Source organism: Citrobacter sp. RHB36-C18 (assembly GCF_013814485.1).
Taxonomy (GTDB): domain Bacteria; phylum Pseudomonadota; class Gammaproteobacteria; order Enterobacterales; family Enterobacteriaceae; genus Citrobacter; species Citrobacter braakii.
In genome coordinates this window covers 2,031,061-2,057,101 of record NZ_CP057125.1, presented here as the reverse complement: position 1 = coordinate 2,057,101, position 26,041 = coordinate 2,031,061, and the positions used below count along the sequence as shown (strand labels likewise).

The window sequence follows — 26,041 nt, the reverse complement described above, 5'->3', positions numbered from 1 at the left end:
TTATTCAACATATGGCTTTTTTATGGTGACTTATCTCACATATGGCGGTGATGGCGGGGAACTCCCTGCTTTGGTATCTCCTGCTGTGCGTTATTTTTATCCAGCATAAAATTTTGCGGCCATACCGTTTTTCGACGCCTCGCTAACAAGAAATCGCAAAGAAAAAAATTCAGCCGCAGCACGTTTTTTAACACCATGATCTATGCTTGAAATGAGGTACTCCAGACAGAGAGTGCCGCCAACAATGAGGGTGCGCGAATGGCTACGATTGATTCCATGAACAAGGACAGCACACGGTTAAGCGATGGACCCGACTGGACGTTTGATCTGCTGGATGTCTATCTGGCGGAAATAGACCGCGTGGCGAAACTCTACAGACTGGATACCTACCCGCACCAAATCGAGGTGATCACCTCCGAACAAATGATGGACGCTTACTCCAGCGTCGGGATGCCAATCAACTATCCGCACTGGTCGTTTGGTAAAAAATTTATTGAAACCGAGCGTTTGTATAAGCATGGTCAGCAGGGGCTGGCCTATGAGATTGTTATCAACTCCAATCCGTGTATCGCGTATCTGATGGAGGAGAACACCATCACCATGCAGGCGTTGGTGATGGCGCATGCCTGCTACGGACATAACTCCTTCTTTAAAAACAACTATCTGTTCCGTAGCTGGACGGATGCCAGCTCCATCGTCGATTACCTGATCTTCGCGCGAAACTATATTACCCAGTGTGAAGAGCGTTACGGCGTGGATGAAGTCGAAAAGCTCCTCGACTCCTGTCACGCGCTGATGAACTACGGCGTGGATCGTTACAAACGCCCGCAAAAAATCTCCCTACAGGAAGAGAAAGCCCGACAGAAAAGCCGTGAAGAGTATCTGCAAAGCCAGGTAAATATGTTGTGGCGTACGCTGCCGAAGAAAGAGGAAGAGAAAACCGTTGCGGAAGCCCGACGTTATCCTTCTGAACCGCAGGAGAATCTGCTGTATTTCATGGAGAAGAACGCCCCGCTGCTGGAATCCTGGCAACGCGAAGTACTGCGCATTGTGCGCAAGGTCAGCCAGTATTTTTATCCGCAGAAACAGACGCAGGTGATGAACGAAGGGTGGGCCACTTTCTGGCATTACACCATCCTTAATCACCTTTATGACGAAGGTAAAGTCACCGAACGGTTTATGCTGGAGTTTTTACATAGCCATACCAACGTGGTGTTCCAGCCGCCGTACAACAGCCCGTGGTATAGCGGCATAAACCCCTATGCCCTGGGTTTTGCCATGTTCCAGGATATTAAACGAATTTGTCAGTCGCCTACCGAAGAGGACAAATACTGGTTCCCGGATATAGCGGGTTCTGACTGGCTGGAAACCCTGCATTTCGCGATGCGCGATTTCAAAGATGAGAGCTTTATCAGCCAGTTCCTGTCACCGAAGGTTATGCGTGATTTCCGCCTGTTCACCGTGCTGGATGACGATCGTCATAATTATCTGGAGATTTCCGCGATTCACAACGAGGAAGGATATCGTGAGATCCGCAACAGGCTGTCGTCGCAATATAACCTGAGCAACCTTGAGCCGAATATTCAAATCTGGAATGTCGATCTGCGCGGCGACCGCTCGCTCACCTTGCGCTATATTCCGCATAATCGCGCTCCGCTGGATAAAGGACGCAAAGAGGTGCTCAAGCATGTGCACCGGCTCTGGGGTTTTGACGTGATGCTGGAGCAGCAGAATGAAGACGGCAGTGTGGAACTGCTGGAGCGTTGCCCGCCGAGGATGAACGGTCTGTAAATCTTATTGCCGGATGGCGACGCGAAAACGTCTTATCCGGCCTACAATCGTGCAGTTCGTAGGCCGGATAAGGTGCGATTAGCGCCCCTGAATAGCTAAATCGCCCGGCAGGTTTTTCTGCATACGATGCCAAATCTCGCCGCTGTCGTGACCATAGCGACGCACCGTTTCATATACCTGCTCATGAGCACCCTGATCACAAAGTTCTGACAGCTTACGGTAAAAGCTCAGCGCCAGCGCGCGGGCTTCCGGATTGGCGAAATAATGGCGGCCAATGCGGGTATATAATCCCTTCATTCCATTGAGGATCAAACCGTAAATCGGATTGCCAGAGGCAAATGCCAGACCGCGGAAAATGTTATAGTCCAGATCGGCGAACGCATCAGCATGGTCGGCCACCTGATTTGCCGTTGCCAGAACCTCCTGTGCTTTATCAGGATGCTGGCGAAACGCGGTACGAACAAAGATCGTCGAGATGTTGGTACGCACGGACAGCAGATTATCAATAAGCTGCGGCACGCTCTCGTGATCGAGACGCGCCAGCGTTTCAAGGATATTTAGCCCGGAGGTTTCCCAGAAGTTATTCACCTTCGTCGGCTTGCCGTGTTGAATGGTCAACCAGCCGTCCCGCGCCAGACGCTGTAATACCTCGCGTAACGTGGTACGTGTCACTCCAATCAGTTCAGAGAGTTCACGTTCAGCAGGCAAAATAGTGCCAGGTGGGAAGCGGTTATTCCAGATACTTTCAATGATGTACTCTTCCGCGAACCCAGCCGGGCTTTGCGCCTTAATGACCATAGTGATAATTCCATTACACAGCAAAACATAGTTACAGTTATCATACCAGACGGGCTACATGGCTGATAGCTGACGCAATGAAGAAAAAGTGGATCAAGGCTTCATTTTCCAGATTACGCTGAAGCACAGCCAGCCTTGTCCGTCGCGTGAATAGCTTGCCTGTACTCCCTCCTCCCGCTAAGCTTTGCGGTCAAACATAAAAACATGATTTCATTTTTAAAGGTAGGGAAATCACCATGGAGCTATCATGGGGCCGCGCTATGTGGCGCAATTTTTTAGGTCAATCACCTGACTGGTACAAACTTGCACTACTCGTATTCTTAGTCGTTAACCCGGTAATATTTTTCATCAATCCCTTTATTGCGGGCTGGCTGTTGGTAGCCGAGTTCATTTTTACGCTGGCGATGGCGTTAAAATGTTACCCGCTGCTACCAGGCGGGCTGCTAGCCATCGAGGCGGTCATCATCGGCATGACCAGCGCCACACATGTGCGTGAAGAGGTTGCCGCTAACCTTGAGGTGCTGTTGCTGCTGATGTTTATGGTGGCTGGCATCTACTTTATGAAGCAGTTGCTGCTGTTTATTTTCACCCGCCTACTGCTTACGATTCGCTCCAAGATGCTGCTGTCGCTGGCATTTTGCGTTGCCGCAGCCTTCCTTTCTGCATTCCTGGATGCGCTGACCGTCGTTGCCGTGGTAATCAGCGTAGCGGTTGGTTTTTATGGTATTTACCATCGCTTCGCCTCTTCCCGCACGGAAGACAACAATATGCTCGATGATAGCCATATCGATCAGCACAATAAGGTCGTACTGGAGCAGTTCCGTGGTTTTCTGCGCAGCCTGATGATGCATGCGGGTGTCGGTACAGCGTTAGGCGGCGTAATGACTATGGTCGGCGAACCGCAAAACCTGATTATCGCCAAAGCGGCTGGCTGGCATTTTGGTGACTTTTTCCTGCGCATGTCGCCGGTCACCGTCCCGGTGCTGATTTGCGGCCTGTTAACCTGCATGCTGGTTGAGAAATTGCGCTGGTTTGGCTATGGCGAAACGCTGCCGGAGACCGTCCGCGATGTCCTGCAACAGTTTGACGATCAAAGCCGTCAGCAGCGTACTCGTCAGGAAAAAATCAAACTGATTGTTCAGGCGATTATCGGTATCTGGCTAGTGGTTGCCCTGGCCCTGCATCTGGCGGAAGTCGGATTAATCGGTCTGTCCGTCATTATCCTGGCCACGTCGTTGACCGGCGTTACTGACGAACACGCGATTGGTAAAGCGTTTACCGAGTCGCTGCCTTTCACCGCCCTGCTGACCGTGTTCTTCTCTATCGTTGCGGTGATTATCGATCAACAGCTCTTTTCACCGATTATTCAGTTTGTTTTGCAGTCCTCTGAACATGCTCAATTGACGCTGTTCTATCTCTTTAACGGCCTGCTGTCTTCTATCTCTGATAACGTGTTTGTCGGCACCATCTACATTAACGAAGCCAAAGCCGCGTTGGAACATGGGACCATCAGCCTTAACCAATTTGAGCTGTTAGCGGTGGCGATCAATACCGGGACTAACCTGCCTTCCGTTGCTACACCAAACGGCCAGGCGGCATTCCTGTTCCTGCTGACCTCTGCGCTGGCACCATTGATTCGACTCTCTTATGGCCGCATGGTGTGGATGGCTCTGCCTTATACTCTCGTCCTGACGCTGGTTGGTCTGCTTTGCGTCGAGTTCACGCTTGTTCCGGTGACTGAGTGGATGACCCAGGCGGGCTGGTTAGCTACACTTTCATAACAATTTACCGGGCAAATCACTGCCCGGTTTGACTTTTTGCATGATAATTATCCGATTACTCAAATTTTCAATTCCTGCTAGTGGCGCATAAATTGAATTGGTTTAAACTGCGCTCTCTACGCGTGTTGCAGGGAAATTATTATGTTGCGATTTTTAAACCAGTGCTCCCGAGGTCGTGGTGCATGGTTATTGTTGGCGTTAACCGCCTTTGCGCTGGAGCTTGTCGCGCTGTGGTTCCAGCACGTCATGCTGCTAAAACCTTGCGTGTTGTGTATTTACGAACGTAGCGCATTATTTGGCGTGATGGGCGCGGGGCTGGTGGGGGCTATCGCACCAAAAACGCCGCTGCGCTATGTGGCGATGATTATCTGGATTTACAGTGCCTGGCGCGGACTGCAGTTAGCTTATGAGCACACCATGATTCAGTTGCACCCATCACCGTTTATGACCTGTGATTTTGCAGCACGCTTCCCGAGCTGGCTGCCGCTGGACAAATGGCTGCCGCAGGTGTTTTTAGCATCCGGTGACTGTGCTGAACGCCAGTGGTCTTTTTTAACCCTGGAAATGCCACAGTGGCTGTTGGGGATCTTCGCCGCTTACCTGGTGGTCGCCGTGCTGGTAGTCATAGCACAGCCGTTTAAACCGAAAAAACGTGACCTCTTCGGTCGCTAACAGAGACGCTCCTTCGGGAGCGTTTTTTTTGCCTTAAATTCATTGCCTGCTGGCATCTATAAGATATATATTAAATGCATCTTATAGATGCCACACCAAGGAGATGTCTGATGTCCCATTTACGCATCCCGGCAAACTGGAAAGTAAAACGCTCTACTCCCTTCTTTACCAAAGACAACGTCCCGGCAGCACTTCTTTCTCACCATAACACCGCAGCAGGCGTGTTTGGACAGCTCTGCGTAATGGAAGGTACGGTAACGTATTATGGCTTTGCCAATGAAGACGCAAAAGAACCTGAAGTGAAAGTGGTGATTAATGCCGGTCAGTTCGCGACCAGCCCACCGCAGTACTGGCATCGCGTTGAATTAAGCGACGATGCGCAATTCAACATTAACTTCTGGGTGGAAGATGACAACCACTCCGATGAAATGTATCAGGCGAAAAAGTCTTAACCCTTAACGCCTGCTAATCGATGGGCGGGTCAGTCCGCCCATGAAGGTTTGTTCAGGATATGATCCTGCCAGTCACGTACTTCCGATTCTTTCACCGCAATATGACGAACGGAGATACGTTCACCGTGCATCGCCGCTTTTGATCCTGTCAGCAACGGGTGCCACTCCGGCAGCCCTTTTCCTTCTGCGAGCAGACGATAGGCGCAGGTCATCGGCAACCATTCAAAAGTCGGCAGATTATCACGCGTCAGTTTGATGCAGTCAGGCTCGTACTCGAATCGACGTTCGTAATTACGACACTGGCAGGTTTTAATGTTGAGCTGACGACAGGCGACGTTGGTAAAGTAGATTTCGTCAGTGTCTTCATCCATCAGCTTATGCAGGCAGCATTGACCGCACCCGTCACATAATGACTCCCACTCGGCATCGGTCATTTCATCAAGGGTTTTACTTTGCCAGAAAGGTATGTCGCTCATCAGGGTTTCCGCTATTGCAATAAAGCTGCACCTTATAACCAGTCTGGCACGCTGATGCAAGTTTTGCCGCCCGAAAAGGCGGCAAGCAGAGATTACAGCACGCGGGTTGTTAGCGTTTGACCGTGAAAACTGATGGCCAGTTCGTCGCCGCTGCTTAAAGGTCCCACGCCTGCTGGCGTTCCCGTTAGCACCACATCGCCCGCTTTGAGGGTAAAGAAACGGCTCATATAAGCAATCAAGGGAACGATGTGATGGATCATGTCCGCCGTGGAGCCGTGCTGGCGAGTTTCACCGTTGACCGTTAATCCAAGCATCGTATCCTGCGGATCACCGTTAAACTCCGCCACCGGAATAAATCCAGACAGCGGGCAAGAGTTATCAAAACCCTTCGCTTTTTCCCATGGCTGCCCCGCCTTCTTCATTTTGCCCTGAATATCGCGCAGAGTCAGATCCAGCGCGACACCATAACCGGCAATGGCTTTACGCACATGATCTTCTGTCGCTTGCCGCAGGGTCGCGCCAATCAGCACAGCCAGCTCAACTTCATGGTGGACAGACCCCATATCAGATGGGATCACCAGCGGCTGGCGCAAATCGCACAGCGCGGTTTCCGGTTTAATAAACAGAACCGGTTCTTCCGGGGTGGTTCCGCCCATCTCTTTAATATGGTTAGCATAGTTACTCCCTACGCAAACCACCTTACTCACCGGATAATCCAGCAGAGCACCATGCCAGTTGTGATGTTGATACATTACTTTCCCCTAACGTAGTCATAGATTTCAGGTACTGCATCGATGGAACGTGCTGCTGCCGGATGCAGTTTAACGTTTAGCGTCTGGTGTATTTTGTTTTGCCGCTGCCAGATGCTGTTTAAGTAAATCTTCTGGCGGCGGGGGTATTTGTAAATAATAGCCCTGCTCGGTCAGGGCCTGTTTTACTTTTTCAAGATCGGCATTAACTAATTTTTTTCGCCCATCAAGCGGTAACATCATTGCCAGCGTCGGCTGACCAAATCCTCTCATCAGTTCTTCAGGAACGCGCGAGAAATCGTCTTTTTTTTCGACATATAAATAGGTCTGGTCACGTTTGCTGCTTCGGTAGATCACACAAAACATATCTTTTACTCTGAATTCACGGAATGGTGGCTTGCCTCAATATAATACTGACTATAACATGCCTTATAGTCTTCGGAATATCACCCCGCGCTGGGGATGATAAATAGCAAATTGAGTAAGGCCAGGATGTCAAACACGCCAATCGAGCTTAAAGGCAGTAGCTTCACCTTATCAGTGGTTCATTTACATGAAGCAGAACCCGAGGTTATTCGTCAGGCGTTGGAAGACAAAATCGCGCAGGCACCGGCTTTTTTAAAACATGCTCCCGTGGTGGTTAACGTGAGTGGTCTTGAAAGCCCGGTAAACTGGTCAGCGCTGCAGAAAGTGGTCGCGTCTACCGGATTGCGCATTATTGGCGTTAGCGGATGCAAAGACGCCAGACTAAAGGCAGAAATCGACGAAATGGGTCTTCCTTTACTGACTGAAGGTAAAGAAAAAGCTATTCGTCCTGCGCCTGTTGAGGTCCCGGCTCCCGTCGCTCCGCCGCAAAACGTTACTCCCATCACAAAAACACGATTAATAAATGTGCCGGTTCGTTCCGGTCAGCGCATTTATGCTCCACAATGTGATCTGATTGTTACAAGCCACGTCAGTGCGGGCGCAGAGCTTATCGCTGATGGCAATATTCATGTTTATGGAATGATGAGAGGCCGTGCGCTGGCAGGTGCAAGCGGCGATCGTGAAGCGCAAATTTTTTGTACCCATCTGACGGCAGAACTGGTGTCTATCGCAGGTGTTTATTGGCTGAGTGATAAAATCCCAGCAGAATTTTATGGCAAAGCGGCCCGTCTGCAATTAGCAGAGAACGCTTTGACAGTTCAACCGTTGAATTGATCCCTTTTTAACAAGGAATTTCTATGGCACGCATTATTGTTGTTACTTCGGGTAAAGGGGGCGTTGGCAAAACCACCTCCAGCGCGGCCATCGCTACAGGTTTGGCCCAGAAGGGAAAGAAAACTGTCGTTATTGATTTTGATATCGGCCTGCGTAACCTCGATCTGATTATGGGTTGTGAACGCCGCGTCGTTTACGACTTCGTCAACGTTATTCAGGGCGATGCGTCGTTAAATCAGGCGTTAATCAAAGATAAGCGTACCGAAAATCTCTTTATTCTTCCGGCCTCACAGACTCGCGATAAAGACGCGCTGACGCGTGAAGGCGTCGCGAAAGTTCTGGACGACCTGAAAACGATGGAATTCGATTTCATCGTCTGCGACTCCCCGGCGGGTATTGAAACCGGCGCGCTGATGGCCCTGTATTTTGCCGATGAAGCGATTATCACCACTAACCCGGAAGTCTCCTCTGTACGTGACTCTGACCGTATTCTGGGTATTCTGGCGTCGAAATCTCGTCGTGCGGAAAACGGTGAAGATCCGATTAAAGAGCATTTGTTGCTGACGCGCTACAACCCTGGCCGCGTAAATAAAGGTGACATGCTGAGCATGGAAGACGTACTGGAAATTCTGCGAATCAAGCTGGTTGGCGTGATTCCTGAAGATCAGTCAGTCCTGCGCGCGTCTAACCAGGGTGAGCCGGTTATTCTCGACATCAATGCTGATGCCGGTAAAGCCTATGCTGATACCGTAGACCGTCTGTTGGGAGAAGAACGTCCTTTCCGCTTCATTGAAGAAGAGAAGAAAGGTTTCCTCAAACGCCTGTTCGGAGGATAAGTTATGGCATTACTGGATTTTTTTCTCTCGCGGAAAAAGAGCACAGCGAACATCGCTAAAGAGCGACTGCAGATTATTGTTGCGGAACGTCGTCGTAGTGACGCCGAGCCACATTATTTACCGCAACTGAGGAAAGATATTCTCGAGGTTATCTGCAAGTATGTACAAATTGATCCCGAAATGGTCACCGTACAGCTTGAACAAAAAGACGGCGATATTTCTATCCTCGAACTTAACGTGACATTACCTGAAGCTGAAGAGTCTAAATAACGGCTTTGCTCAGTGAGTTATAGTTGCAAAAAAGGCAGATTATTCTGCCTTTTTTATTTTCAGTTTCTTGCCAGCTGTTGCGGATTTATTCCAAAGTAAACTTTGGATAGTTTTCGGCAAAATAGCGGCGCAAATACTCAACCGTAATACGGATTTTTGCCGACGTCGCCAGCCGAGAAACATAAACCGCCCATATATTTGCTGGTTGATAATACTCGGGTAATACGTGTACCAAATGTCCACCGGCAATGTTGTCGCAAACGTCCCACCACGAACGCAGGGCAATTCCCTGCCCATCAAGACACCACTGATGTACCACTTCGCCATGATTAGACGACAGAGGCCCCGTAACTTTAATTGAGTGAGCGCCCTCTTTATTACGCATTTGCCAGATGCCAAACGGATGGTCGCGCTCTTTGATAACCAGACAAGGAAAAGTGGAGAGATCGTTGAGTTGCTTCGGCGTCCCGTGCTGCGCCACAAATTCCGGCGAGGCGCACAGAATACGGTAGTTAGTCGCCAGCTTGCGGGCAATCAGGTTCGGCGCGATATCATCCCCGATACGAATATCAAGATCGACGCCCTCATTCACCATATCCACCAGGCGGTCTTCAACATCGAACCTCAGTTCTAACTGCGGGTACGCTTTTGCCAGCGCAGACAGCGCCGGAGCCACCACCCGGCGGCCAAAACCAAAGCTACTAATAATGCGTAGCATCCCCTGCGGGATCTGCCTGGCATCAGACAACTCGTCCATCATCTGATCGACATCCTGCAGGATCCGCTGCGCCCATTCGTAGATCCGCTCCCCCTCTTCCGTGATGGTTACACGCCGCGTTGTCCGGTGCAGCAGCACCACGTTCAGCGTCTGCTCCAGCAGGGCTACTCGCTTACTGATAAAAGCCGGTGATACACCCAGTTCCTCGGCAACGGCGGCAAATCCTGCCCGACGGGCAACCAGCATAAAGACGCGTAAATCATTTAGCAGCGGCAGATTATTCATGATCTGTGTTTTATGTTTCACCAGTTAGGGGGATTAACTCTTAATCAGTCAATTATAGGATAAGGGGAAAGTCAATTTTGATGGCGTACAAGTGAGAGCTGCTATGAAGAAAACCTGTCGTATTGCCGCTATCCCCGGAGATGGCATTGGTAAAGAAGTGCTGCCTGAAGGCATTCATGTGTTACAGGCAGCCGCCGAGCGTTGGGGGTTGTCGCTCAGCTTTGAGCAAATGGAATGGGCGAGCTGCGAGTACTACGCCCATCACGGTAAAATGATGCCGGATGACTGGCATGAGCAGTTGCAATCCTTTGATGCTATCTATTTTGGCGCCGTTGGCTGGCCGGATACCGTACCGGACCACATCTCTTTATGGGGCTCGCTGCTTAAGTTTCGCCGCGAATTCGACCAGTACGTCAACCTGCGTCCGGTACGCCTGTTCCCGGGAGTTCCTTGCCCACTGGCGGGCAAGCAGCCAGGCGACATTGATTTCTACGTCGTACGCGAGAACACCGAGGGAGAATACTCTTCTCTCGGCGGACGCGTGAGTGAAGGGACGGAACACGAGGTGGTTATCCAGGAGTCGGTCTTCACCCGTCGCGGCGTGGATCGTATATTGCGTTACGCTTTCGAGCTGGCGCAAAACCGCCCGCGCAAAACCCTGACCTCGGCGACCAAATCCAATGGTCTGGCCATCAGCATGCCTTACTGGGACGAGCGTGTTGAAGCAATGGCGGCTAACTATCCTGAGATCCGTTGGGATAAACAGCATATCGATATACTGTGCGCCCGCTTTGTGATGCAGCCGGAGCGTTTTGACGTTGTGGTTGCTTCCAACCTGTTCGGCGACATCCTCTCCGATCTGGGTCCGGCCTGTACCGGGACGATTGGCATCGCGCCTTCTGCCAACTTAAACCCGGAACGCACCTTCCCGTCCCTGTTCGAGCCAGTACATGGTTCGGCCCCCGATATTTACGGAAAAAACATCGCCAACCCGATTGCCACTATCTGGGCTGGCGCCATGATGCTGGACTTCCTTGGTAAGGGGGATGCCAACTATAAGGCTGCCCACGACGGTATTCTGGCGGCAATTGAGCACGTTATTGCCTGTGGCCCGAAAACGCCGGATATGAAAGGCAGCGCCACCACGCAACAGGTGGGTGAAGCCATCTGTCAGGCACTACGTTAGAGGTCAAACCACGAATTATGAGCCGCGTCACTGACGCGGCTTTTTTATGCGTTTTGTGGAGCCAATAACCTGCGCTAATTCACCTTTTATTATTTCCGTTCCGTGTTTTATTGCTTCACGCATCGGGCAATTGTTTAATTCATGTAAAGAACAAATAATAAAATTGTTAAATATAAAGTAACTCATTCTACCCCTACAGCATGATAACAACGACAGGCTAATGCCATACGCGGGCAACTGTGCCCAGGAGATCCCATGTTGAGCAACGTCAAGAAAAAAGACATGCCGCTGATAGCCATCAGCCTGGTGGCTATTCTTTTCATCGCCGCCACACTTAGTCTCTTCCCTCAGCAGTCTGCACAAGTCGCAAATACTCTTTTCAACGGCGTTACCCGGATGCTGGGTTCCGCCGTGCAGATCCTCGTTCTGATGGCTATGGGTCTGGTCGTCTGGCTGGCTACCAGCAAATACGGCAACATCCGTCTGGGAGAAGGTAAAGCGGAATACAGCACGCTCTCCTGGCTGTTTATGTTTATATGCGCCGGATTAGGCTCCTCCACGCTCTACTGGGGCGTTGCTGAGTGGGCCTATTATTACCAGACCCCGGGTCTGAATATCGCGCCGCACTCGCAAAAAGCGCTGGAATACAGCCTGCCCTATTCCTTTTTCCATTGGGGGATCAGCGCATGGGCGACCTACACGTTGGCCTCATTAACCATGGCCTACCACTTCCATGTGCGTAAAAACAAAGGACTGAGCCTGTCCGGGATTATCGCCGCTATTACCGGCGTGCATCCGCAGGGCGTCTGGGGTCGCCTGGTTGACCTGATGTTCCTGATCGCGACAGTTGGCGCGTTAACCATCTCTCTGGTCGTCACCGCCGCCACCTTTACCCGCGGTTTGTCTGCCCTGACGGGGTTACCGGATAACTTCACGGTGCAGGCGTTTGTGATCCTGTTCTCTGGCGGCATTTTCTGCCTGAGCTCCTGGATTGGCATCAATAACGGTTTGCAACGTCTGAGCAAAATGGTCGGCTGGGGGGCGTTTTTACTGCCGCTGCTGGTGCTGATCGTCGGCCCGACCGAGTTCATCACCAATAACATCATCAACGCCATCGGCCTGACGACACAAAACTTTTTGCAAATGAGCCTCTTCACCGACCCGCTTGGCAACGGTGAGTTCACCCGTAACTGGACAGTGTTCTACTGGCTGTGGTGGATCTCCTACACGCCGGGCGTGGCAATGTTTGTCACTCGCGTATCCCGTGGTCGCAAAATCAAAGAGGTTATCTGGGCATTAATCCTCGGTAGCACTGTTGGCTGCTGGTTCTTCTTTGGCGTGATGGAAAGCTACTCCATTCACCAGTTTGTGAACGGTGTGATCGACGTACCGCAGGTTATGGCGACGCTGGGCGGTGAGACAGCCGTACAGCAAGTATTGATGTCGTTGCCTGCCGGGAAACTGTTTCTGGTGGCGTATCTGGCGATCATGATTATATTCCTCGCCTCACACATGGATGCTGTGGCCTACACCATGGCGGCCACCAGCACGCGCAACCTGCAGGAAGGGGAAGATCCGCAGCGCAGTCTTCGTCTGTTCTGGTGCGTGGTCATCACCCTGATCCCATTATCGATTTTGTTCACCGGCGCGTCCCTGGAAACCATGAAGACCACGGTGGTTCTGACCGCTCTTCCATTCCTCGCCATCCTGTTGGTGAAGGTTGGCGGTTTTCTGCGCTGGGTACGGCAAGACTATGCCCACGTTCCTGCGCATCAAATTGAAGGTCATCTTCCCGAAGCGCCAGTTGACGTCCCGGTCGCGCCACCGGCCGGGACACTACTCAAAGGCGACAATTAAGCGCCAGTACAAAAATCCTCTTACTCACAAATTAAAGGTATTCCAATGAGCAATCTGAGCCCTGAGTTTATTCTGCCGCAAAATTTCTGTGCCAACCCGCAGGATGCCTGGACTATTCCGGCCCGGTTTTATACCGACCACCAGGCTTTCGAACACGAACAAGAAAAGGTGTTCGCTAAAAGCTGGATTTGCGTCGCCCACAGTAGCGAACTGGCGAAACCCAATGATTATGTTACCCGAGAAGTGATTGGCGAGAATATCGTGCTGGTACGTGGGCGCGATAACGTGCTGCGGGCCTTCTACAACGTCTGCCCGCATCGCGGTCATCAGTTGTTGAGCGGCGAGGGGAAAGCGAAAAATGTGATTACCTGCCCTTACCACGCATGGGCGTTCAAACTTGACGGCAATCTGGCGCATGCGCGTAACTGCGAAAACGTCGCCAACTTCGACAGCGAAAAAGCGCACCTTACACCGGTACGCCTGGAAGAATATGCCGGATTCGTGTTTATTAACATGGATCCGAACGCGGGCAGCGTGGAAGAACAACTCCCTGGACTTGCGGACAAAGTTATCGAAGCCTGCCCAGACGTGCATGACCTGAAACTTGCTGCACGTTTTACTACCCGTACCCCAGCCAACTGGAAGAATATCGTCGATAACTATCTGGAGTGCTACCACTGCGGTCCGGCCCATCCAGGTTTTTCCGACTCGGTCCAGGTTGACCGTTACTGGCATACCATGCACGGCAACTGGACGCTGCAATACGGTTTCGCCAAACCTTCAGAGCAGTCATTTAAGTTCGAAGAAGGAGTTGATGCCGCCTTCCACGGTTTCTGGCTGTGGCCGTGCACCATGCTCAACGTGACGCCAATCAAAGGCATGATGACCGTTATCTACGAATTCCCGGTAGATGCGGAAACCACGCTGCAAAACTATGACATCTACTTCACCAACGAAGAGCTGACCGAAGAGCAGAAACAACTGATCGAATGGTATCGCAACGTCTTTCGTCCTGAAGATTTACGTCTGGTTGAAAGCGTACAAAAAGGGCTGAAATCGCGCGGGTATCGTGGCCAGGGACGCATTATGGCGGACACCAGCGGCAGCGGCATCTCCGAGCATGGCATTGCCCATTTTCATAATCTGGTCGCCCAGGTTTTTCAGGAATAACCCGGGGCTGTTACGACAGGTTCCGGCGCGTCGCTGAGGCGCGTCGGACAGATTTTTTAGGGAGGCCGCAATGTCTGATTATCAAATGCAAGAAGTCCGGGTCAGCCGGATTGAGACGATTACCGCGCAGGTAAAATGCTTCACCTTAACGGCGACCTCAGGCCAGCCGTTACCTGCGTTTCAGGGTGGCAGCCATATTATCGTGCAGATGCGCGATGGCGAGAACCTGTACAGCAATGCGTACTCGCTGATGAGTTCACCACGCGATACGCGCGCCTATAAAATCGCCGTACGCCTGGAGGAAGCGTCCAAAGGCGGCTCACGATACCTGCATCAAAACGTGAAGCCCGGCGACACGCTCACGATCTCCACACCAAACAATCTCTTCGCCCTCGCCCTTCAGGCACAAAAACATCTGTTGATTGCCGGAGGTATCGGCATCACACCGTTTTTATCGCAACTCCCGGAGCTGGAACAATCTCAGACGCAATGGCAACTGCACTATTGCTCTCCCAGCCAGGAGACCTGCGCGTTTCATGACGAACTCATGCAACACCCCAGCGCCGATCGCATTCATCTGCACCTGTCGAACGCAGGCACCCGCCTCGATTTAGCCCGTCTGCTGGCAGATGTTGAACCCGGCACGCATATCTACACCTGTGGCCCTGCGGTGCTCAACGATGCTGTCAGAGAAGCGGCTTCCCGCCTTGGGCTGGACAGCAATACGCTACATTTCGAACAATTTGCCGCGGAAAAGAAAGGCGGCGACGCCTTCACCCTGGTGCTGGCGCGTTCCGGGCGCGAGTTTGTGGTCCCGGAAGAGATGACCATTTTGCAGGTTATCGAAAATAACAAAGCCGCCCGGGTTGAGTGCCTGTGCCGGGAAGGTGTTTGCGGCACCTGCGAAACGACGATTCTCGAAGGGGAAGCGGATCACCGCGATCAGTATTTCAGCGACGACGAAAAAGCCAGCCAGCAAAGCATGCTCATCTGCTGCTCGCGCGCCAAAGGTAAGCGCCTGGTGCTCGATCTGTAGCGTTGCGCAGGCCGGGTCAGCAAACGCGCGACCCGGCGAGCCTGGTGACTTACTGCGGGTATTCCTGCAGCAGCGCGTTGAGGCGATCGGACATCAATTCGCCACGCCAGCCGGAAACCAGCTCTGGCAGGGATTGCTGCGGCTTTAATTTCCAGTGCCAGTTGAGCAACTGGTTGATCTGGCGACGCGAAGCAAGCAGTTCGACGCTGAGATTATGTTCCGCACTCACCTCGGCAACCAGCGCTTTGATGGCTTTGAACGCCTTGCGATACCCTGGCATATCCATCAAATTCAGCAGCGGCTGCGGTAGCGACTCTTCCGGTAAAGCCTGGGCCTTTTCTACCAGGGCGATCAGCGTTTTACCGTGGAAACGAATTTCGCTCCCGGAAAGACCCAGGCTATCCAGTTCACCCAGGCTGCCCGGCATATAACGCGCCACCGCCCACAGGTGCTCTTCACGCACCACGAAGTTTACCGCCAGATCGCGCTCGCGTGCTTTACGCAGTCGCCAGTCGGCAAGCAATTGCAGGCAGGCTAGCTGACGGGTGCGCAGTTGCCACGCGTTGGTGATGTCACGCCAGGCGTCTTCTGGCGCCAGAATCTCCTGGCGACGCTGCTGCATTAAGCGGCATTCGTCCAGCGCGGCTGACAGCCAGCCGCTGGCTTCGGTTTCAGCCATCAGTTCTGTGGTGATCGGTAACAGATACCAGACGTCAGCCGCCGCGTATTCGCACTGACGCTCGGTCAGCGGTCTGGCCAGCCAGTCGGTACGCGATTCACTTTTGTCGAGCGCCACCCCCGTAAACTCTTCCACCATCGAGGCGAAGCCCCACGACAGCGGACGACCGCAAAACGCAGCCAGGATTTGTGTGTCAATTAACGGCTGCGGAAGTTCGCCAAAAGCGTTGAGAAACACTTCCAGGTCTTCACTTCCCGCATGCAGGAATTTGGTGATGGTGGTATCACGCAGAATATCGCGCAGGGGCGACCAGTCGGTGATCCCTAGCGGATCAATCAGAGCAACGTGTTTGCCATCAAACAGCTGGATCAGCCCCAACTGCGGATAATAGGTACGTGTGCGAACAAATTCGGTATCCAGGGCTATCGCCGGAAATTCACGGACGGCTTCGCACAGCGTGGCTAACGCGTCGTCCGTGGTGATCATTTGATAATTCAAATCGTGCTCTCTTAGGTTTGCGCCAAAAAAAACGCCGGATTACCCGGCGTTTTCTGCTGGCTGACTTAACGCTCAGCCTTTATTGTCCACTTTGGCGCGCGCTTCGTCACGTAATTCTCGTCGCAAAATTTTACCGACGTTAGATTTCGGCAACTCGTCGCGAAACTCCACCAGCTTCGGTACTTTATAGCCCGTCAGGTGACGACGGCAGAAAGTGATAAGCGCCTCATCAGTTAACGAGGCATCTTTCTTCACCACGAAAATTTTCACCGCTTCACCGCTGCTGCCCGACGGAACACCGACCGCAGCCACTTCCTGTACGCCAGGATGTTGCATAACCACGTCTTCAATTTCGTTTGGATAGACGTTAAAGCCGGACACAAGGATCATATCTTTCTTACGATCGACTATACGCAGGAAGCCTTCATTATCCATCACCGCAATATCGCCGGTGTGCAGCCAGCCGTCTTTAACGATTTCGTCGGTGGCGTCTGGTCGCTGCCAGTAGCCCAGCATCACTTGCGGACCTTTCACGCACAGTTCGCCCGGTTCTCCCGGCGGCACTTCGTTATCGTCGTCATCCACCAGTTTGACCTCGGTGGAAGGAACCGGTAACCCGATACTGCCGCTGTGGTAGTCGATATCATGAGGGTTGACGCTCACCAGAGGGGCACACTCCGTCAGGCCATAGCCTTCCAGCAGATACTGACCCGTCAGCTTCACCCATCGTTCAGCTACCGCCTGTTGAACCGGCATCCCGCCGCCTGCCGAAAGGTGCAGTGACGAGAAGTCCAGTTGTTGGAACTCTTTGTTATTCAGCAGCGCGTTAAACAGCGTGTTGACGCCGGTCATAGCGGTGAACGGATACTTCGCCAGCTCTTTTACCAGTCCCGGAATATCACGCGGGTTGGTAATCAGCAGGTTTTGACCGCCCAGCTCAATAAACAGCAGACAGTTCATCGTCAGCGCAAAAATGTGATACAGCGGTAGGGCCGTCACCACCAGTTCTTTACCCGGATGCAGCAACGGGCCATAAGTGGCATTAACCTGCTCAAGGTTAGCCAGCATGTTACGGTGCGTAAGCATCGCGCCCTTCGCCACACCGGTAGTCCCCCCGGTATATTGCAGGAACGCCAGATCTTCCGACACTACTTCGGGTTTCACATACTGCATGCGATAACCGTTTTGCAGCGCACTACGAAATGAGATGGCATCCGGCAGGTGATATTTCGGCACCAGACGCTTGATATACTTGACGACGAAGTTAACCAACGTCCCTTTGGCGGTCGACAGCTGATCGCCCATACGCGTCAGAATCACGTGTTGCACCGACGTTTTGTCGACGACTTTTTCCAGCGTGTGGGCAAAGTTAGACACGATGACAATCGCCGACGCGCCGCTGTCGTTGAGCTGATGTTCCAGCTCGCGAGGCGTGTACAGCGGGTTCACGTTCACGACGATCATGCCAGCACGTAAAATCCCAAACAGTGCGACCGGATATTGCAGCAGGTTCGGCATCATCAATGCGACGCGATCGCCCTTCTTCAGCCCGAGTCCCTGTTGCAAATAGGCCGCAAATGCCCGGCTACGCTCTTCAAGCTTGCGGAAGGTCATCACCTCCCCCATGTTTACAAACGCGGGCTGATCGGCATACCGTCTTACTGAGTGTTCAAAGAGTTCCACCAGGGATTGATAACGGTCAGGATTGATCTCCGCAGGAACACCAGCGGGATAACGGTTAAGCCAAACCTTTTTCAATACATCACCTCTAAAATGCGTATTCGTCGTCATCACAACCCCAGGCAATAAACAAACTGTTAACATAATATTAACTCAGCGTACCAGTTTGTTTATTACACAACGACAAGGTTGCGAAGCACGTCACTATTTATTTTTCTTATATCCACGTTAATGCAGAAACAGCGGACGAGCCGCTGTTTCTTTTACTCATAAAACAAAGAGTTACTCAGTTACTATGGTCTGAACCTGTGCCGGGCCGGGATTGTACCATCCCCATCCACCGTAGCCACCGTAAGGCCAGCCACGCGCACCGTAGAACCAGGGGTCGATCGGCTGAGGCGGCATAACAATTTGCTGAGTAATATGCCAGCGTTTATAGCCAGTTACCTGCATCAGCATGAATTTATACGGCGTATTACCGATTTTTCCATCCACAGTACCGCTAATCGGACCGACGACGGTAACCAGTTGACCGCGGAAGTCCACCGGGTCGAGGAAGCCATTTACATCAGCATAAATTCGCCCGCGGGAGGCTTCGCCCAGCACCGGTCGCGCCCCACTATCAAGAGGAACAGTGGCAATTTCCAGACGGGATTTCCCCTGCTGGTTCTGAATATCCACCACTTTACCGCCGAAACGCGCTTCCTGTCCGACATACAGCTGCGGGGCATTCATAACCCGCACCAGATCCTGCTGCGGCGTAGGGCTCGAACCTTTAATCGCGTCCGGGATGGTGACACAACCGCTAAGCATTAACGCGAATGCGCCCGCCAACAGACCTTTCAATAACTGCTTTTGCACCGCCATATTGCGACTCCCTTTTCTTAGCTTCTGCCCCGACCAATTCACCATGCTGCGCACTGACGGCTGTGCGAATTGACCAGGGATGTACTACTAAGATTCATTCTTTACCGGGAAGTTTCTTCCATGCCACGGTGTTACGTAAATAAACCGGTTCCGCATGTTCAACCGCCACGGTCTTACCGGCAGCCAGCATTTGCGTGGCAACAGGCAGCATATCTTCAGCCGCCGGAAGCAAAACGTCGCCATCGCTCAGCGTCAGACCGCTGTCTTTACCGAGCTCAGGCCAGGCAGGCCAGCCCGTTCCGACCGTTACCCACTCGCCAGACAGTTGCAGTAAACGCGCATGCACCTGCTCGGGGGTTAGCACCGCTTCGGTTTCTTCACCGTGCCAGTTGCCGTGCTCATCACGCAGGTATTCGGCCCAATAGACTTCGCCCATTCGCGCGTCGATCGCGGCCAGTACGCGGGTCGCGCCCGACTTACGCCAGGCTCCCTGCGCCATTGTTGCCAGGGTGGAGACGCCGATCATCGGTAAATTCGCGCCTAACGCCAGCCCCTGAGCAATGCCAATACCAATACGTACACCGGTGAAACTGCCAGGACCGCGACCAAACGCCAGAGCGTCGATATCGGTTAACGTGAGATCGCCAGCGGCCAGGATTTCCTCAACCATTGGTAAAATTCGTTGGGTGTGTTCTCGTGGGCAAAGCTCGAAATGAGCCTTGGTAGTACCGTCATTCCACAGGGCAACAGAGCACGCCTCTGTGGCGGTATCGATAGCCAGAATTCGCATGGGTGTTTGTGATCAGGTCAATAAATTTGGCGCGCATCTTACCACACTCCGTAACAAATTACTCAGTCGTTGGTATGGCAAGAAAACGAACAGCGCGAGCAATATCACGTGTCCGCGGCGCAGGCGGAAGGCTTGCCAGGAAAGTGGCACCGTAAGGTCGCATCACCAGACGGTTGTCGCAAATCACCAGCACCCCGCGGTCGTCAGCGTCACGAATCAGACGCCCCACGCCCTGTTTCAGGGTTATTACCGCATCCGGCAACTGAACGTCTTCAAACGGATCGCCGCCGCGCAAACGGCAGTCCTCCATCCTCGCTTTTAACAGCGGATCGTCCGGCGAGGTGAACGGCAGTTTATCAATAATCACCAGCGACAACGTATCGCCACGCACGTCCACCCCTTCCCAGAAGCTGCTGGTGGCAACCAGTAACGCATTACCTGCGCTGACAAACTGCTGTAACAGTTGCCCTTTACTGGTTTCGCCCTGCAGCAGCACGGGAAGGGTCATGGTGGCGCGGAATTGTTCCGCCAGATCGCGCATCATCGCGTGCGAGGTACACAGCATAAAGCAGCGACCGTTGTTCGCTTCGATAATAGGACGCAGCATGGATGCCAGCTGACGCGCCGCTCCCGGTTGGTTGGTTTGCGGGAGATTACGCGGCACGCACAGCAGCGCCTGGCGGGTGTAATCAAATGGACTTGGCAGCAGCATCGACTCGGCATCTTCAATACCCAGCCGCGCGGTGAAATGATGAAGGTCATCGTTTACCGACAGCGTCGCGGAGGTAAAAATCCAGCAGCCCGGCTTCTGTTCCATCACTTCTTTGAATTTATCCGCCACCGTGAGCGGCGTCAGCGCAAGGGTGAAATGGCGCGAAGTACATTCATACCAGTAGCTGAAACCTGGCTGGTTGATCTCTTTCAGGCGCTTCAGACGAGCACGGTAAAGCGTGGCACGTTCAAACGCGGCATCCAGCAAGGCGGAACGTCCGAGAGACAGTTTCGCCACGTCGTAACACAGCTCCAGCGTGTCATCGAGCAACAAAAACGCGCGCTGTACGCGCGGATCGGCCAGCAGTTCCCGCAAGTTTCCTCGATAGCCCGGCTCGCCCAGTTGCAGGCGGAAGTCCTGCGCGCTTTGCGCCAGTCGGTCGGCGCATTTTTGAAGCTGTTGAGTGTCTTTCAGCTCGGTGCGATAGGCAATGGTGATGTCTTTCGCCAGATCCAGCAGTTGGCGACTGGAGAGCGATTGACCAAAATACTGGCTGGCGATATCCGGTAACTGATGCGCTTCATCGAAGATCATCACTTCAGCTTCCGGGATCAGCTCGCCAAACCCACTCTCTTTTACCACCATATCAGCGAGAAACAGATGGTGGTTTACCACGACGACATCTGCATCCATCGCCTTTTTGCGCGCTTTCACGACAAAGCACTCTTTGTACAGCGGGCAGTCGCTCCCAAGGCAATTATCGTTTGTGCTCGTCACCAGCGGCCAGGCCTGAGAGTCTTCCGCCACGCTGACGCAGGTGCTGATGTCACCATCAAGGGTTTGATTTGACCAGGAGCGTAGCAGAATGACGTCACTTAAAGTCTGTACCGGCAGGTCACCGCCCGCCAGCGCCTGTTGTTCGAGACGCTCAAGACACAGATAGTTTGAACGCCCTTTCAGCAGCGCCAGTTTACCCGTGAATTCCAGAGCCTTCGCTACTGTGGGTAAATCGCGGCTGTATAGCTGATCCTGCAACGCCTTCGAGCCCGTGGAGACAATTACTTTCTTTCCGGCACGCAGCGCAGGGGCAAGATAAGCGTAGGTTTTACCTGTTCCTGTTCCGGCTTCGACAACAAGCGGCTGTGATTTTTCGATAGCATGGCTGACGGCGAAGGCCATCTGCCGCTGTGGTTCACGCGGTTTAAAACCGGGTATCGCTTTAGCCAACTGACCGTCTGCTGCAAAATCGTCCGTCACACTGCCCCCTGTTCATTTGAACAGGGATTATGTCAGGCCAGCGGCTCTTTCGCCAGTTGAAGAGGTGACGTGGACACAACATTATGGCAGTCTTGGCGCAACCCGAAGCCATTATGAAAAAACGTAAATGAGGAATGATTTATGACGATTGTGCGCATTGATGCCGAAGCGCGTTGGTCCGACGTGGTTATCCACAACAACACGTTGTATTACACCGGCGTACCGGAAAATCTGGATGCCGACGCCTTTGAGCAAACGGCAAATACGCTGGCGCAAATTGATGCGGTGCTGGAAAAACAGGGCAGCAGCAAGTCACGTATTCTTGATGCCACCCTGTTCCTGGCGGACAAAAATGATTTTGCCGCCATGAACAAAGCCTGGGACGCATGGGTTGTTGCTGGTCACGCGCCGGTACGTTGTACCGTTCAGGCCGGGTTAATGAACCCGAAATACAAAGTTGAAATTAAGATTATCGCTGCGGTATAAGCGGCGTTATTCGTCTTCATCTTCAAAACGCGCCACGATCCGCTCGCCGGTATGGCTGGCGCGTAATTCAGCAGCCACTTTCGTAATCGCCTCGCCACTGCTCATCCCCTGGGATATCAGTTCATGAATGCGTTCAACCGCCTGTTGCTGCTGATCGTGCGTGAGTGAAGGTAAACCTGCAATCATGGTGAACTCCTGCTAAATTATTAGCGCTAATTATTTCATGCTACCCGGCACATAGCCAGTGAAGTAGCAACGAGTCAGGACTGATGAAGACGTTATCTCCCGCTGTAATCACACTCCCCTGGCGTCTGGACGCCGCTGAGCACTATTTTGCCACATTAAGCCACCAGCCCTGGGCAATGCTTTTGCATTCAGGCCATGCCGACCATCCGCATAATCGCTTTGATATTCTGGTCGCCGACCCCATTACAACGCTGGTCACACATGCAGAAGAGACCGTTGTGCATGACCATCACGGCACTATGCAAACGGTTGATGATCCGATGACAGTTTTACGTTCGGCGCTGACATCGCTGACTATTCAGCCCGATTATAATCCCGATTTTCCCTTCCAGGGAGGCGCATTGGGTCTGTTCGGTTATGACTTAGGCCGTCGTTTTGAATCTCTGCCAACGGAAGCCGAACAGGATATCACGCTACCGGACATGGCGGTTGGCATTTACGATTGGGCGCTGATTGTCGATCATCAGTTGCAAAGGGTGTCGCTACTTAGCCACTCCGATGTACAGGCACGACACCGTTGGCTGGAAAATCAACAGATACCCGTGCGCGAACCGTTTTCGTTAACATCCTCGTGGCAGTCAAACATGACCCGCGAGCAGTATGGTGAAAGGTTCCGTCAGGTGCAGCGTTATCTGCACAGCGGCGATTGCTATCAGGTCAATCTTGCCCAGCGTTTTCAGGCGCATTATCAAGGCGATGAGTGGTTGGCGTTTGTACGTCTCAACCATGCGAACCGCGCCCCGTTCAGTGCGTTTATACGTCTTGAGGAGGGGGCGATTCTCAGCCTTTCACCTGAGCGTTTTATTCTGCTGGAAAACCAGCACATCCAGACGCGTCCGATTAAAGGCACGCTGCCCAGACTTGAAGATGCCGATGCCGATCGTCTGCAGGCTCAATCACTGGCGAACTCCCCAAAGGATCAGGCGGAAAACCTGATGATCGTCGATTTAATGCGTAATGATATCGGCCGCGTTGCCGAACCCGGTTCGGTACAGGTTCCGGAACTGTTCGTTGTCGAACCGTTCCCTGCCGTTCATCATTTGGTAAGCACCATTACCGCGCGTCTGCCAGAATCATTGCACGCCACTGACCTGCTGCGCGCCGCCTTCCCCGGCGGCTCTATTACCGGTGCGCCAAAAGTGCGGGCAATGGAAATTATTGACGAACTGGAACCGCAAAGACGCAACGCCTGGTGCGGTAGCATTGGCTATCTGAGCTTTTGCGGCAATATGGATACCAGCATCACCATTCGCACGCTGACAGCCACCAACGGACGCATTTATTGTTCCGCTGGCGGTGGCATTGTGGCGGACAGCCAGGAAGATGCGGAGTATCAGGAAACGTTTGATAAAGTGAATCGTATTTTGCACCAACTGGAGAACTGACACGTGGAATACAGCAGCCTGACGCTTGATGATTTTTTATCGCGCTTTCAACTCCTGCGCCCGCAGGTTAATCATACTGCGTTAAACCAGCGTCAGGCCGCCGTACTGATCCCTGTCGTGCGTCGTGCACAGCCGGGGTTACTGTTAACTCAGCGTTCCGTTCATCTGCGCAAGCACGCCGGACAGGTCGCCTTTCCCGGCGGCGCGGTGGATAGCAGCGATGCCTCGTTAATTGCCGCCGCCCTTCGCGAAGCGCAGGAAGAAGTGGCGATCCCACCATCCTGCGTGGAGGTGATTGGCGTTCTGCCGCCGGTCGACAGCGTGACCGGTTTCCAGGTCACGCCGGTGGTAGGCATTATCCCGCCAAATTTGCCATATCGCGCAAGTGTTGATGAAGTTTCCGCCGTGTTCGAAATGCCGCTGGCACAAGCCCTGCATTTAGGTCGTTATCATCCGCTGGATATCTACCGTCGCGGCGATTCACATCGTGTATGGCTTTCCTGGTATGAGCAATATTTCGTCTGGGGAATGACCGCAGGAATAATTCGTGAGCTGGCGCTGCAAATTGGCGTCAAGCCCTGACTATACTTATCTTTACGCACACCATAGACAACTTGAAACTCAGGTCACAACATTAGTAAAACCGCGGTTATCTATTAGTTTAATTCATGTGAATAGTTAAGCCGATCGCCGCGTTCCCTCTTACACTATGCGCAGTTATAACATCGTTACTGGAAACCCCAGTCGCCCTGTAGGAGTATTATCGTGATTAGTCTATTCGACATGTTTAAGGTGGGGATTGGTCCCTCATCTTCCCATACCGTAGGGCCTATGAAGGCGGGTAAACAGTTCGTCGATGACCTGGTCGAAAAAGGATTACTGGACAGCGTTACTCGTGTCGCCGTCGACGTGTATGGTTCACTGTCGCTCACGGGTAAAGGTCACCATACCGATATCGCCATTATTATGGGTCTGGCGGGCAATGAGCCTGCTACCGTAGATATTGACAGCATCCCCGGATTTATCCGCGACGTAGAAACGCGTGGACGCCTGCTGCTTGCGCAGGGCCAACACGAAGTGGATTTCCCGCAGAATGACGGAATGCGTTTTCACAACGGCAACCTGCCGCTGCATGAAAACGGAATGCAGATCCACGCGTACAGTGGCGAAACCGTCATTTACAGCAAAACCTACTACTCCATCGGCGGTGGATTCATCGTTGATGAAGAACATTTTGGTCAGGATGCCGCGGGCGAGGTCAGTGTGCCTTATCCGTTCAAATCCGCCACCGAAATGCTGGAATACTGCAACAGCACCGGCCTGTCTCTCTCTGGCATGGCGATGCAGAACGAACTTGCTCTGCACAGTAAAAAAGAGATTGAAGAGTACTTTGGTAACGTCTGGCAAACCATGCAGGCTTGTATCGATCGTGGTATGAACACCGAAGGCGTGCTGCCGGGTCCGCTGCGCGTTCCTCGTCGTGCTTCAGCCCTGCGTCGTATGCTGGTTTCCAGCGACAAGCTGTCCAACGATCCGATGAACGTGATCGACTGGGTGAACATGTTCGCGCTGGCCGTTAACGAAGAAAACGCCGCGGGTGGTCGCGTAGTTACTGCGCCAACCAACGGTGCTTGCGGTATCGTGCCTGCGGTACTGGCCTATTACGATCATTTCATCGAGTCCGTCAGCCCGGATATCTATACTCGTTATTTCCTGGCGGCCGGCGCGATTGGCGCGTTGTACAAAATGAATGCGTCTATCTCCGGTGCAGAAGTGGGTTGTCAGGGTGAAGTGGGCGTAGCCTGTTCCATGGCTGCCGCGGGTCTGGCTGAACTGTTAGGCGCGAGCCCTGAGCAGGTATGTGTTGCTGCTGAAATCGGCATGGAACATAACCTCGGCTTAACCTGCGATCCGGTGGCGGGACAGGTACAGGTTCCGTGCATCGAACGTAATGCCATTGCGTCAGTGAAGGCGATCAACGCTGCGCGTATGGCAATGCGCCGTACCAGCGCTCCGCGCGTCTCGCTGGATAAAGTCATTGAGACCATGTACGAAACAGGTAAAGACATGAACGCCAAATACCGTGAAACGTCACGCGGTGGTCTGGCAATCAAAGTTCAATGTGACTAATACTTATTTTTCGCCCATCTGCGACAGATGGGCG

At 52.7% G+C, this 26,041-nt stretch carries 26 protein-coding genes; 15 read left to right on the top strand and 11 right to left on the bottom strand.

What is annotated here, in order from left to right; genetic code table 11:
- The first annotated feature begins 258 nt into the window (after positions 1–258).
- Positions 259–1,791: a SpoVR family protein gene (locus HVZ52_RS09765; protein ID WP_003833557.1), complete on the top strand. Its 1,533-nt coding sequence runs from the start codon at positions 259–261 to the stop codon at positions 1,789–1,791.
- Between the two features lie 78 nt (positions 1,792–1,869).
- Here HVZ52_RS09765 and fadR read toward each other — a convergent pair whose 3' ends face one another.
- Positions 1,870–2,589 carry a fatty acid metabolism transcriptional regulator FadR gene (fadR, locus tag HVZ52_RS09760; RefSeq protein ID WP_016153370.1) on the bottom strand — a complete coding sequence of 240 codons (720 nt, stop codon included), beginning with the start codon at positions 2,587–2,589 and terminating at the stop codon, positions 1,870–1,872.
- 236 nt (positions 2,590–2,825) lie between these two features.
- On the opposite strand from fadR, the gene nhaB reads away from it, so the two are divergent.
- The 3 genes from nhaB (at position 2,826) to HVZ52_RS09745 (ending at position 5,494) form a co-directional block, all read left to right on the top strand.
- Positions 2,826–4,370, top strand: a complete 1,545-nt coding sequence (gene nhaB / locus HVZ52_RS09755; protein WP_029139569.1) for a Na(+)/H(+) antiporter NhaB — start codon at positions 2,826–2,828, stop codon at positions 4,368–4,370.
- A 141-nt stretch (positions 4,371–4,511) separates the two neighbouring features.
- Positions 4,512–5,042, top strand: a complete 531-nt coding sequence (gene dsbB / locus HVZ52_RS09750) for a disulfide bond formation protein DsbB (protein ID WP_003844060.1) — start codon at positions 4,512–4,514, stop codon at positions 5,040–5,042.
- Positions 5,043–5,152: 110 nt separating this feature from the next.
- Complete coding sequence (locus HVZ52_RS09745) at positions 5,153–5,494, top strand: DUF1971 domain-containing protein (RefSeq protein WP_016153372.1); 342 nt, start codon at positions 5,153–5,155, stop codon at positions 5,492–5,494.
- 29 nt (positions 5,495–5,523) lie between these two features.
- On the opposite strand, the gene HVZ52_RS09740 is transcribed toward HVZ52_RS09745, so the two are convergent.
- The 3 genes from HVZ52_RS09740 to HVZ52_RS09730 form a co-directional block, all read right to left on the bottom strand.
- Positions 5,524–5,970, bottom strand: coding sequence for a YcgN family cysteine cluster protein (locus tag HVZ52_RS09740; protein ID WP_016153373.1), 447 nt, complete (start codon positions 5,968–5,970; stop codon positions 5,524–5,526).
- Between the two features lie 92 nt (positions 5,971–6,062).
- Entirely contained in the window at positions 6,063–6,722 is a 660-nt protein-coding gene (locus tag HVZ52_RS09735; RefSeq protein WP_016156786.1) for a fumarylacetoacetate hydrolase family protein, read from the bottom strand.
- Between the two features lie 69 nt (positions 6,723–6,791).
- A complete protein-coding gene (locus tag HVZ52_RS09730; RefSeq protein ID WP_016153375.1) occupies positions 6,792–7,085 on the bottom strand; it encodes a YcgL domain-containing protein in 294 nt (97 codons plus the stop codon).
- A gap of 126 nt (positions 7,086–7,211) precedes the next feature.
- Here HVZ52_RS09730 and minC point away from each other — a divergent pair, with 126 nt between their 5' ends.
- From minC to minE, 3 genes are read left to right on the top strand one after another with little or no spacing between them, the layout of a single operon-like run.
- The gene (gene minC / locus HVZ52_RS09725; protein WP_016153376.1) at positions 7,212–7,919 is read left to right on the top strand and encodes a septum site-determining protein MinC; all 708 of its coding nucleotides are present in this window, start codon (positions 7,212–7,214) and stop codon (positions 7,917–7,919) included.
- A 23-nt stretch (positions 7,920–7,942) separates the two neighbouring features.
- Positions 7,943–8,755 (top strand): septum site-determining protein MinD, encoded by an 813-nt coding sequence (minD, locus tag HVZ52_RS09720; protein WP_003020956.1) that lies wholly within the window; start codon positions 7,943–7,945, stop codon positions 8,753–8,755.
- Between the two features lie 3 nt (positions 8,756–8,758).
- Entirely contained in the window at positions 8,759–9,025 is a 267-nt protein-coding gene (gene minE, locus HVZ52_RS09715) for a cell division topological specificity factor MinE (protein ID WP_001185666.1), read from the top strand.
- A gap of 85 nt (positions 9,026–9,110) precedes the next feature.
- Here the strand turns inward: minE and HVZ52_RS09710 are convergent, their stop codons facing one another.
- Positions 9,111–10,028, bottom strand: coding sequence for a LysR family transcriptional regulator (locus HVZ52_RS09710; RefSeq protein ID WP_016153377.1), 918 nt, complete (start codon positions 10,026–10,028; stop codon positions 9,111–9,113).
- Between the two features lie 103 nt (positions 10,029–10,131).
- On the opposite strand from HVZ52_RS09710, the gene HVZ52_RS09705 reads away from it, so the two are divergent.
- The 4 genes from HVZ52_RS09705 to HVZ52_RS09690 all read left to right on the top strand — a co-directional run bounded on the left by HVZ52_RS09705 (position 10,132) and on the right by HVZ52_RS09690 (position 15,277).
- Entirely contained in the window at positions 10,132–11,214 is a 1,083-nt protein-coding gene (locus HVZ52_RS09705; RefSeq protein WP_181500326.1) for a tartrate dehydrogenase, read from the top strand.
- Positions 11,215–11,469: 255 nt separating this feature from the next.
- Positions 11,470–13,071: a BCCT family transporter gene (locus tag HVZ52_RS09700; RefSeq protein WP_049269112.1), complete on the top strand. Its 1,602-nt coding sequence runs from the start codon at positions 11,470–11,472 to the stop codon at positions 13,069–13,071.
- A gap of 45 nt (positions 13,072–13,116) precedes the next feature.
- Positions 13,117–14,241, top strand: coding sequence for a carnitine monooxygenase, oxygenase subunit YeaW (yeaW, locus tag HVZ52_RS09695; RefSeq protein WP_003833746.1), 1,125 nt, complete (start codon positions 13,117–13,119; stop codon positions 14,239–14,241).
- Between the two features lie 70 nt (positions 14,242–14,311).
- Complete coding sequence (locus tag HVZ52_RS09690; protein WP_181599181.1) at positions 14,312–15,277, top strand: PDR/VanB family oxidoreductase; 966 nt, start codon at positions 14,312–14,314, stop codon at positions 15,275–15,277.
- A gap of 49 nt (positions 15,278–15,326) precedes the next feature.
- On the opposite strand, the gene rnd is transcribed toward HVZ52_RS09690, so the two are convergent.
- The 5 genes from rnd to HVZ52_RS09665 form a co-directional block, all read right to left on the bottom strand.
- Positions 15,327–16,442 (bottom strand): ribonuclease D, encoded by a 1,116-nt coding sequence (gene rnd, locus HVZ52_RS09685; RefSeq protein ID WP_181599285.1) that lies wholly within the window; start codon positions 16,440–16,442, stop codon positions 15,327–15,329.
- Between the two features lie 84 nt (positions 16,443–16,526).
- Positions 16,527–18,212 carry a long-chain-fatty-acid--CoA ligase FadD gene (gene fadD, locus HVZ52_RS09680; protein ID WP_131346197.1) on the bottom strand — a complete coding sequence of 562 codons (1,686 nt, stop codon included), beginning with the start codon at positions 18,210–18,212 and terminating at the stop codon, positions 16,527–16,529.
- 204 nt (positions 18,213–18,416) lie between these two features.
- On the bottom strand, positions 18,417–19,001 hold the full coding sequence (locus tag HVZ52_RS09675) for a Slp family lipoprotein (protein WP_053389065.1): 585 nt from the start codon (positions 18,999–19,001) through the stop codon (positions 18,417–18,419).
- 94 nt (positions 19,002–19,095) lie between these two features.
- A complete protein-coding gene (gene tsaB, locus HVZ52_RS09670; protein WP_094761103.1) occupies positions 19,096–19,791 on the bottom strand; it encodes a tRNA (adenosine(37)-N6)-threonylcarbamoyltransferase complex dimerization subunit type 1 TsaB in 696 nt (231 codons plus the stop codon).
- 58 nt (positions 19,792–19,849) lie between these two features.
- Complete coding sequence (locus HVZ52_RS09665; RefSeq protein WP_016153386.1) at positions 19,850–21,760, bottom strand: ATP-dependent DNA helicase; 1,911 nt, start codon at positions 21,758–21,760, stop codon at positions 19,850–19,852.
- Positions 21,761–21,901: 141 nt separating this feature from the next.
- On the opposite strand from HVZ52_RS09665, the gene HVZ52_RS09660 reads away from it, so the two are divergent.
- Positions 21,902–22,246, top strand: coding sequence for a RidA family protein (locus tag HVZ52_RS09660; protein WP_016153387.1), 345 nt, complete (start codon positions 21,902–21,904; stop codon positions 22,244–22,246).
- Between the two features lie 6 nt (positions 22,247–22,252).
- On the opposite strand, the gene HVZ52_RS09655 is transcribed toward HVZ52_RS09660, so the two are convergent.
- Entirely contained in the window at positions 22,253–22,432 is a 180-nt protein-coding gene (locus tag HVZ52_RS09655) for a YoaH family protein (RefSeq protein ID WP_016153388.1), read from the bottom strand.
- A gap of 83 nt (positions 22,433–22,515) precedes the next feature.
- Here HVZ52_RS09655 and pabB point away from each other — a divergent pair, with 83 nt between their 5' ends.
- The 3 genes from pabB to sdaA all read left to right on the top strand — a co-directional run bounded on the left by pabB (position 22,516) and on the right by sdaA (position 26,007).
- Positions 22,516–23,877, top strand: a complete 1,362-nt coding sequence (gene pabB / locus HVZ52_RS09650) for an aminodeoxychorismate synthase component 1 (protein ID WP_047416605.1) — start codon at positions 22,516–22,518, stop codon at positions 23,875–23,877.
- A gap of 3 nt (positions 23,878–23,880) precedes the next feature.
- Positions 23,881–24,459, top strand: a complete 579-nt coding sequence (locus HVZ52_RS09645) for a CoA pyrophosphatase (protein WP_016153390.1) — start codon at positions 23,881–23,883, stop codon at positions 24,457–24,459.
- Positions 24,460–24,642: 183 nt separating this feature from the next.
- The gene (sdaA, locus tag HVZ52_RS09640) at positions 24,643–26,007 is read left to right on the top strand and encodes an L-serine ammonia-lyase (RefSeq protein ID WP_016153391.1); all 1,365 of its coding nucleotides are present in this window, start codon (positions 24,643–24,645) and stop codon (positions 26,005–26,007) included.
- Positions 26,008–26,041 lie beyond the last annotated feature (34 nt).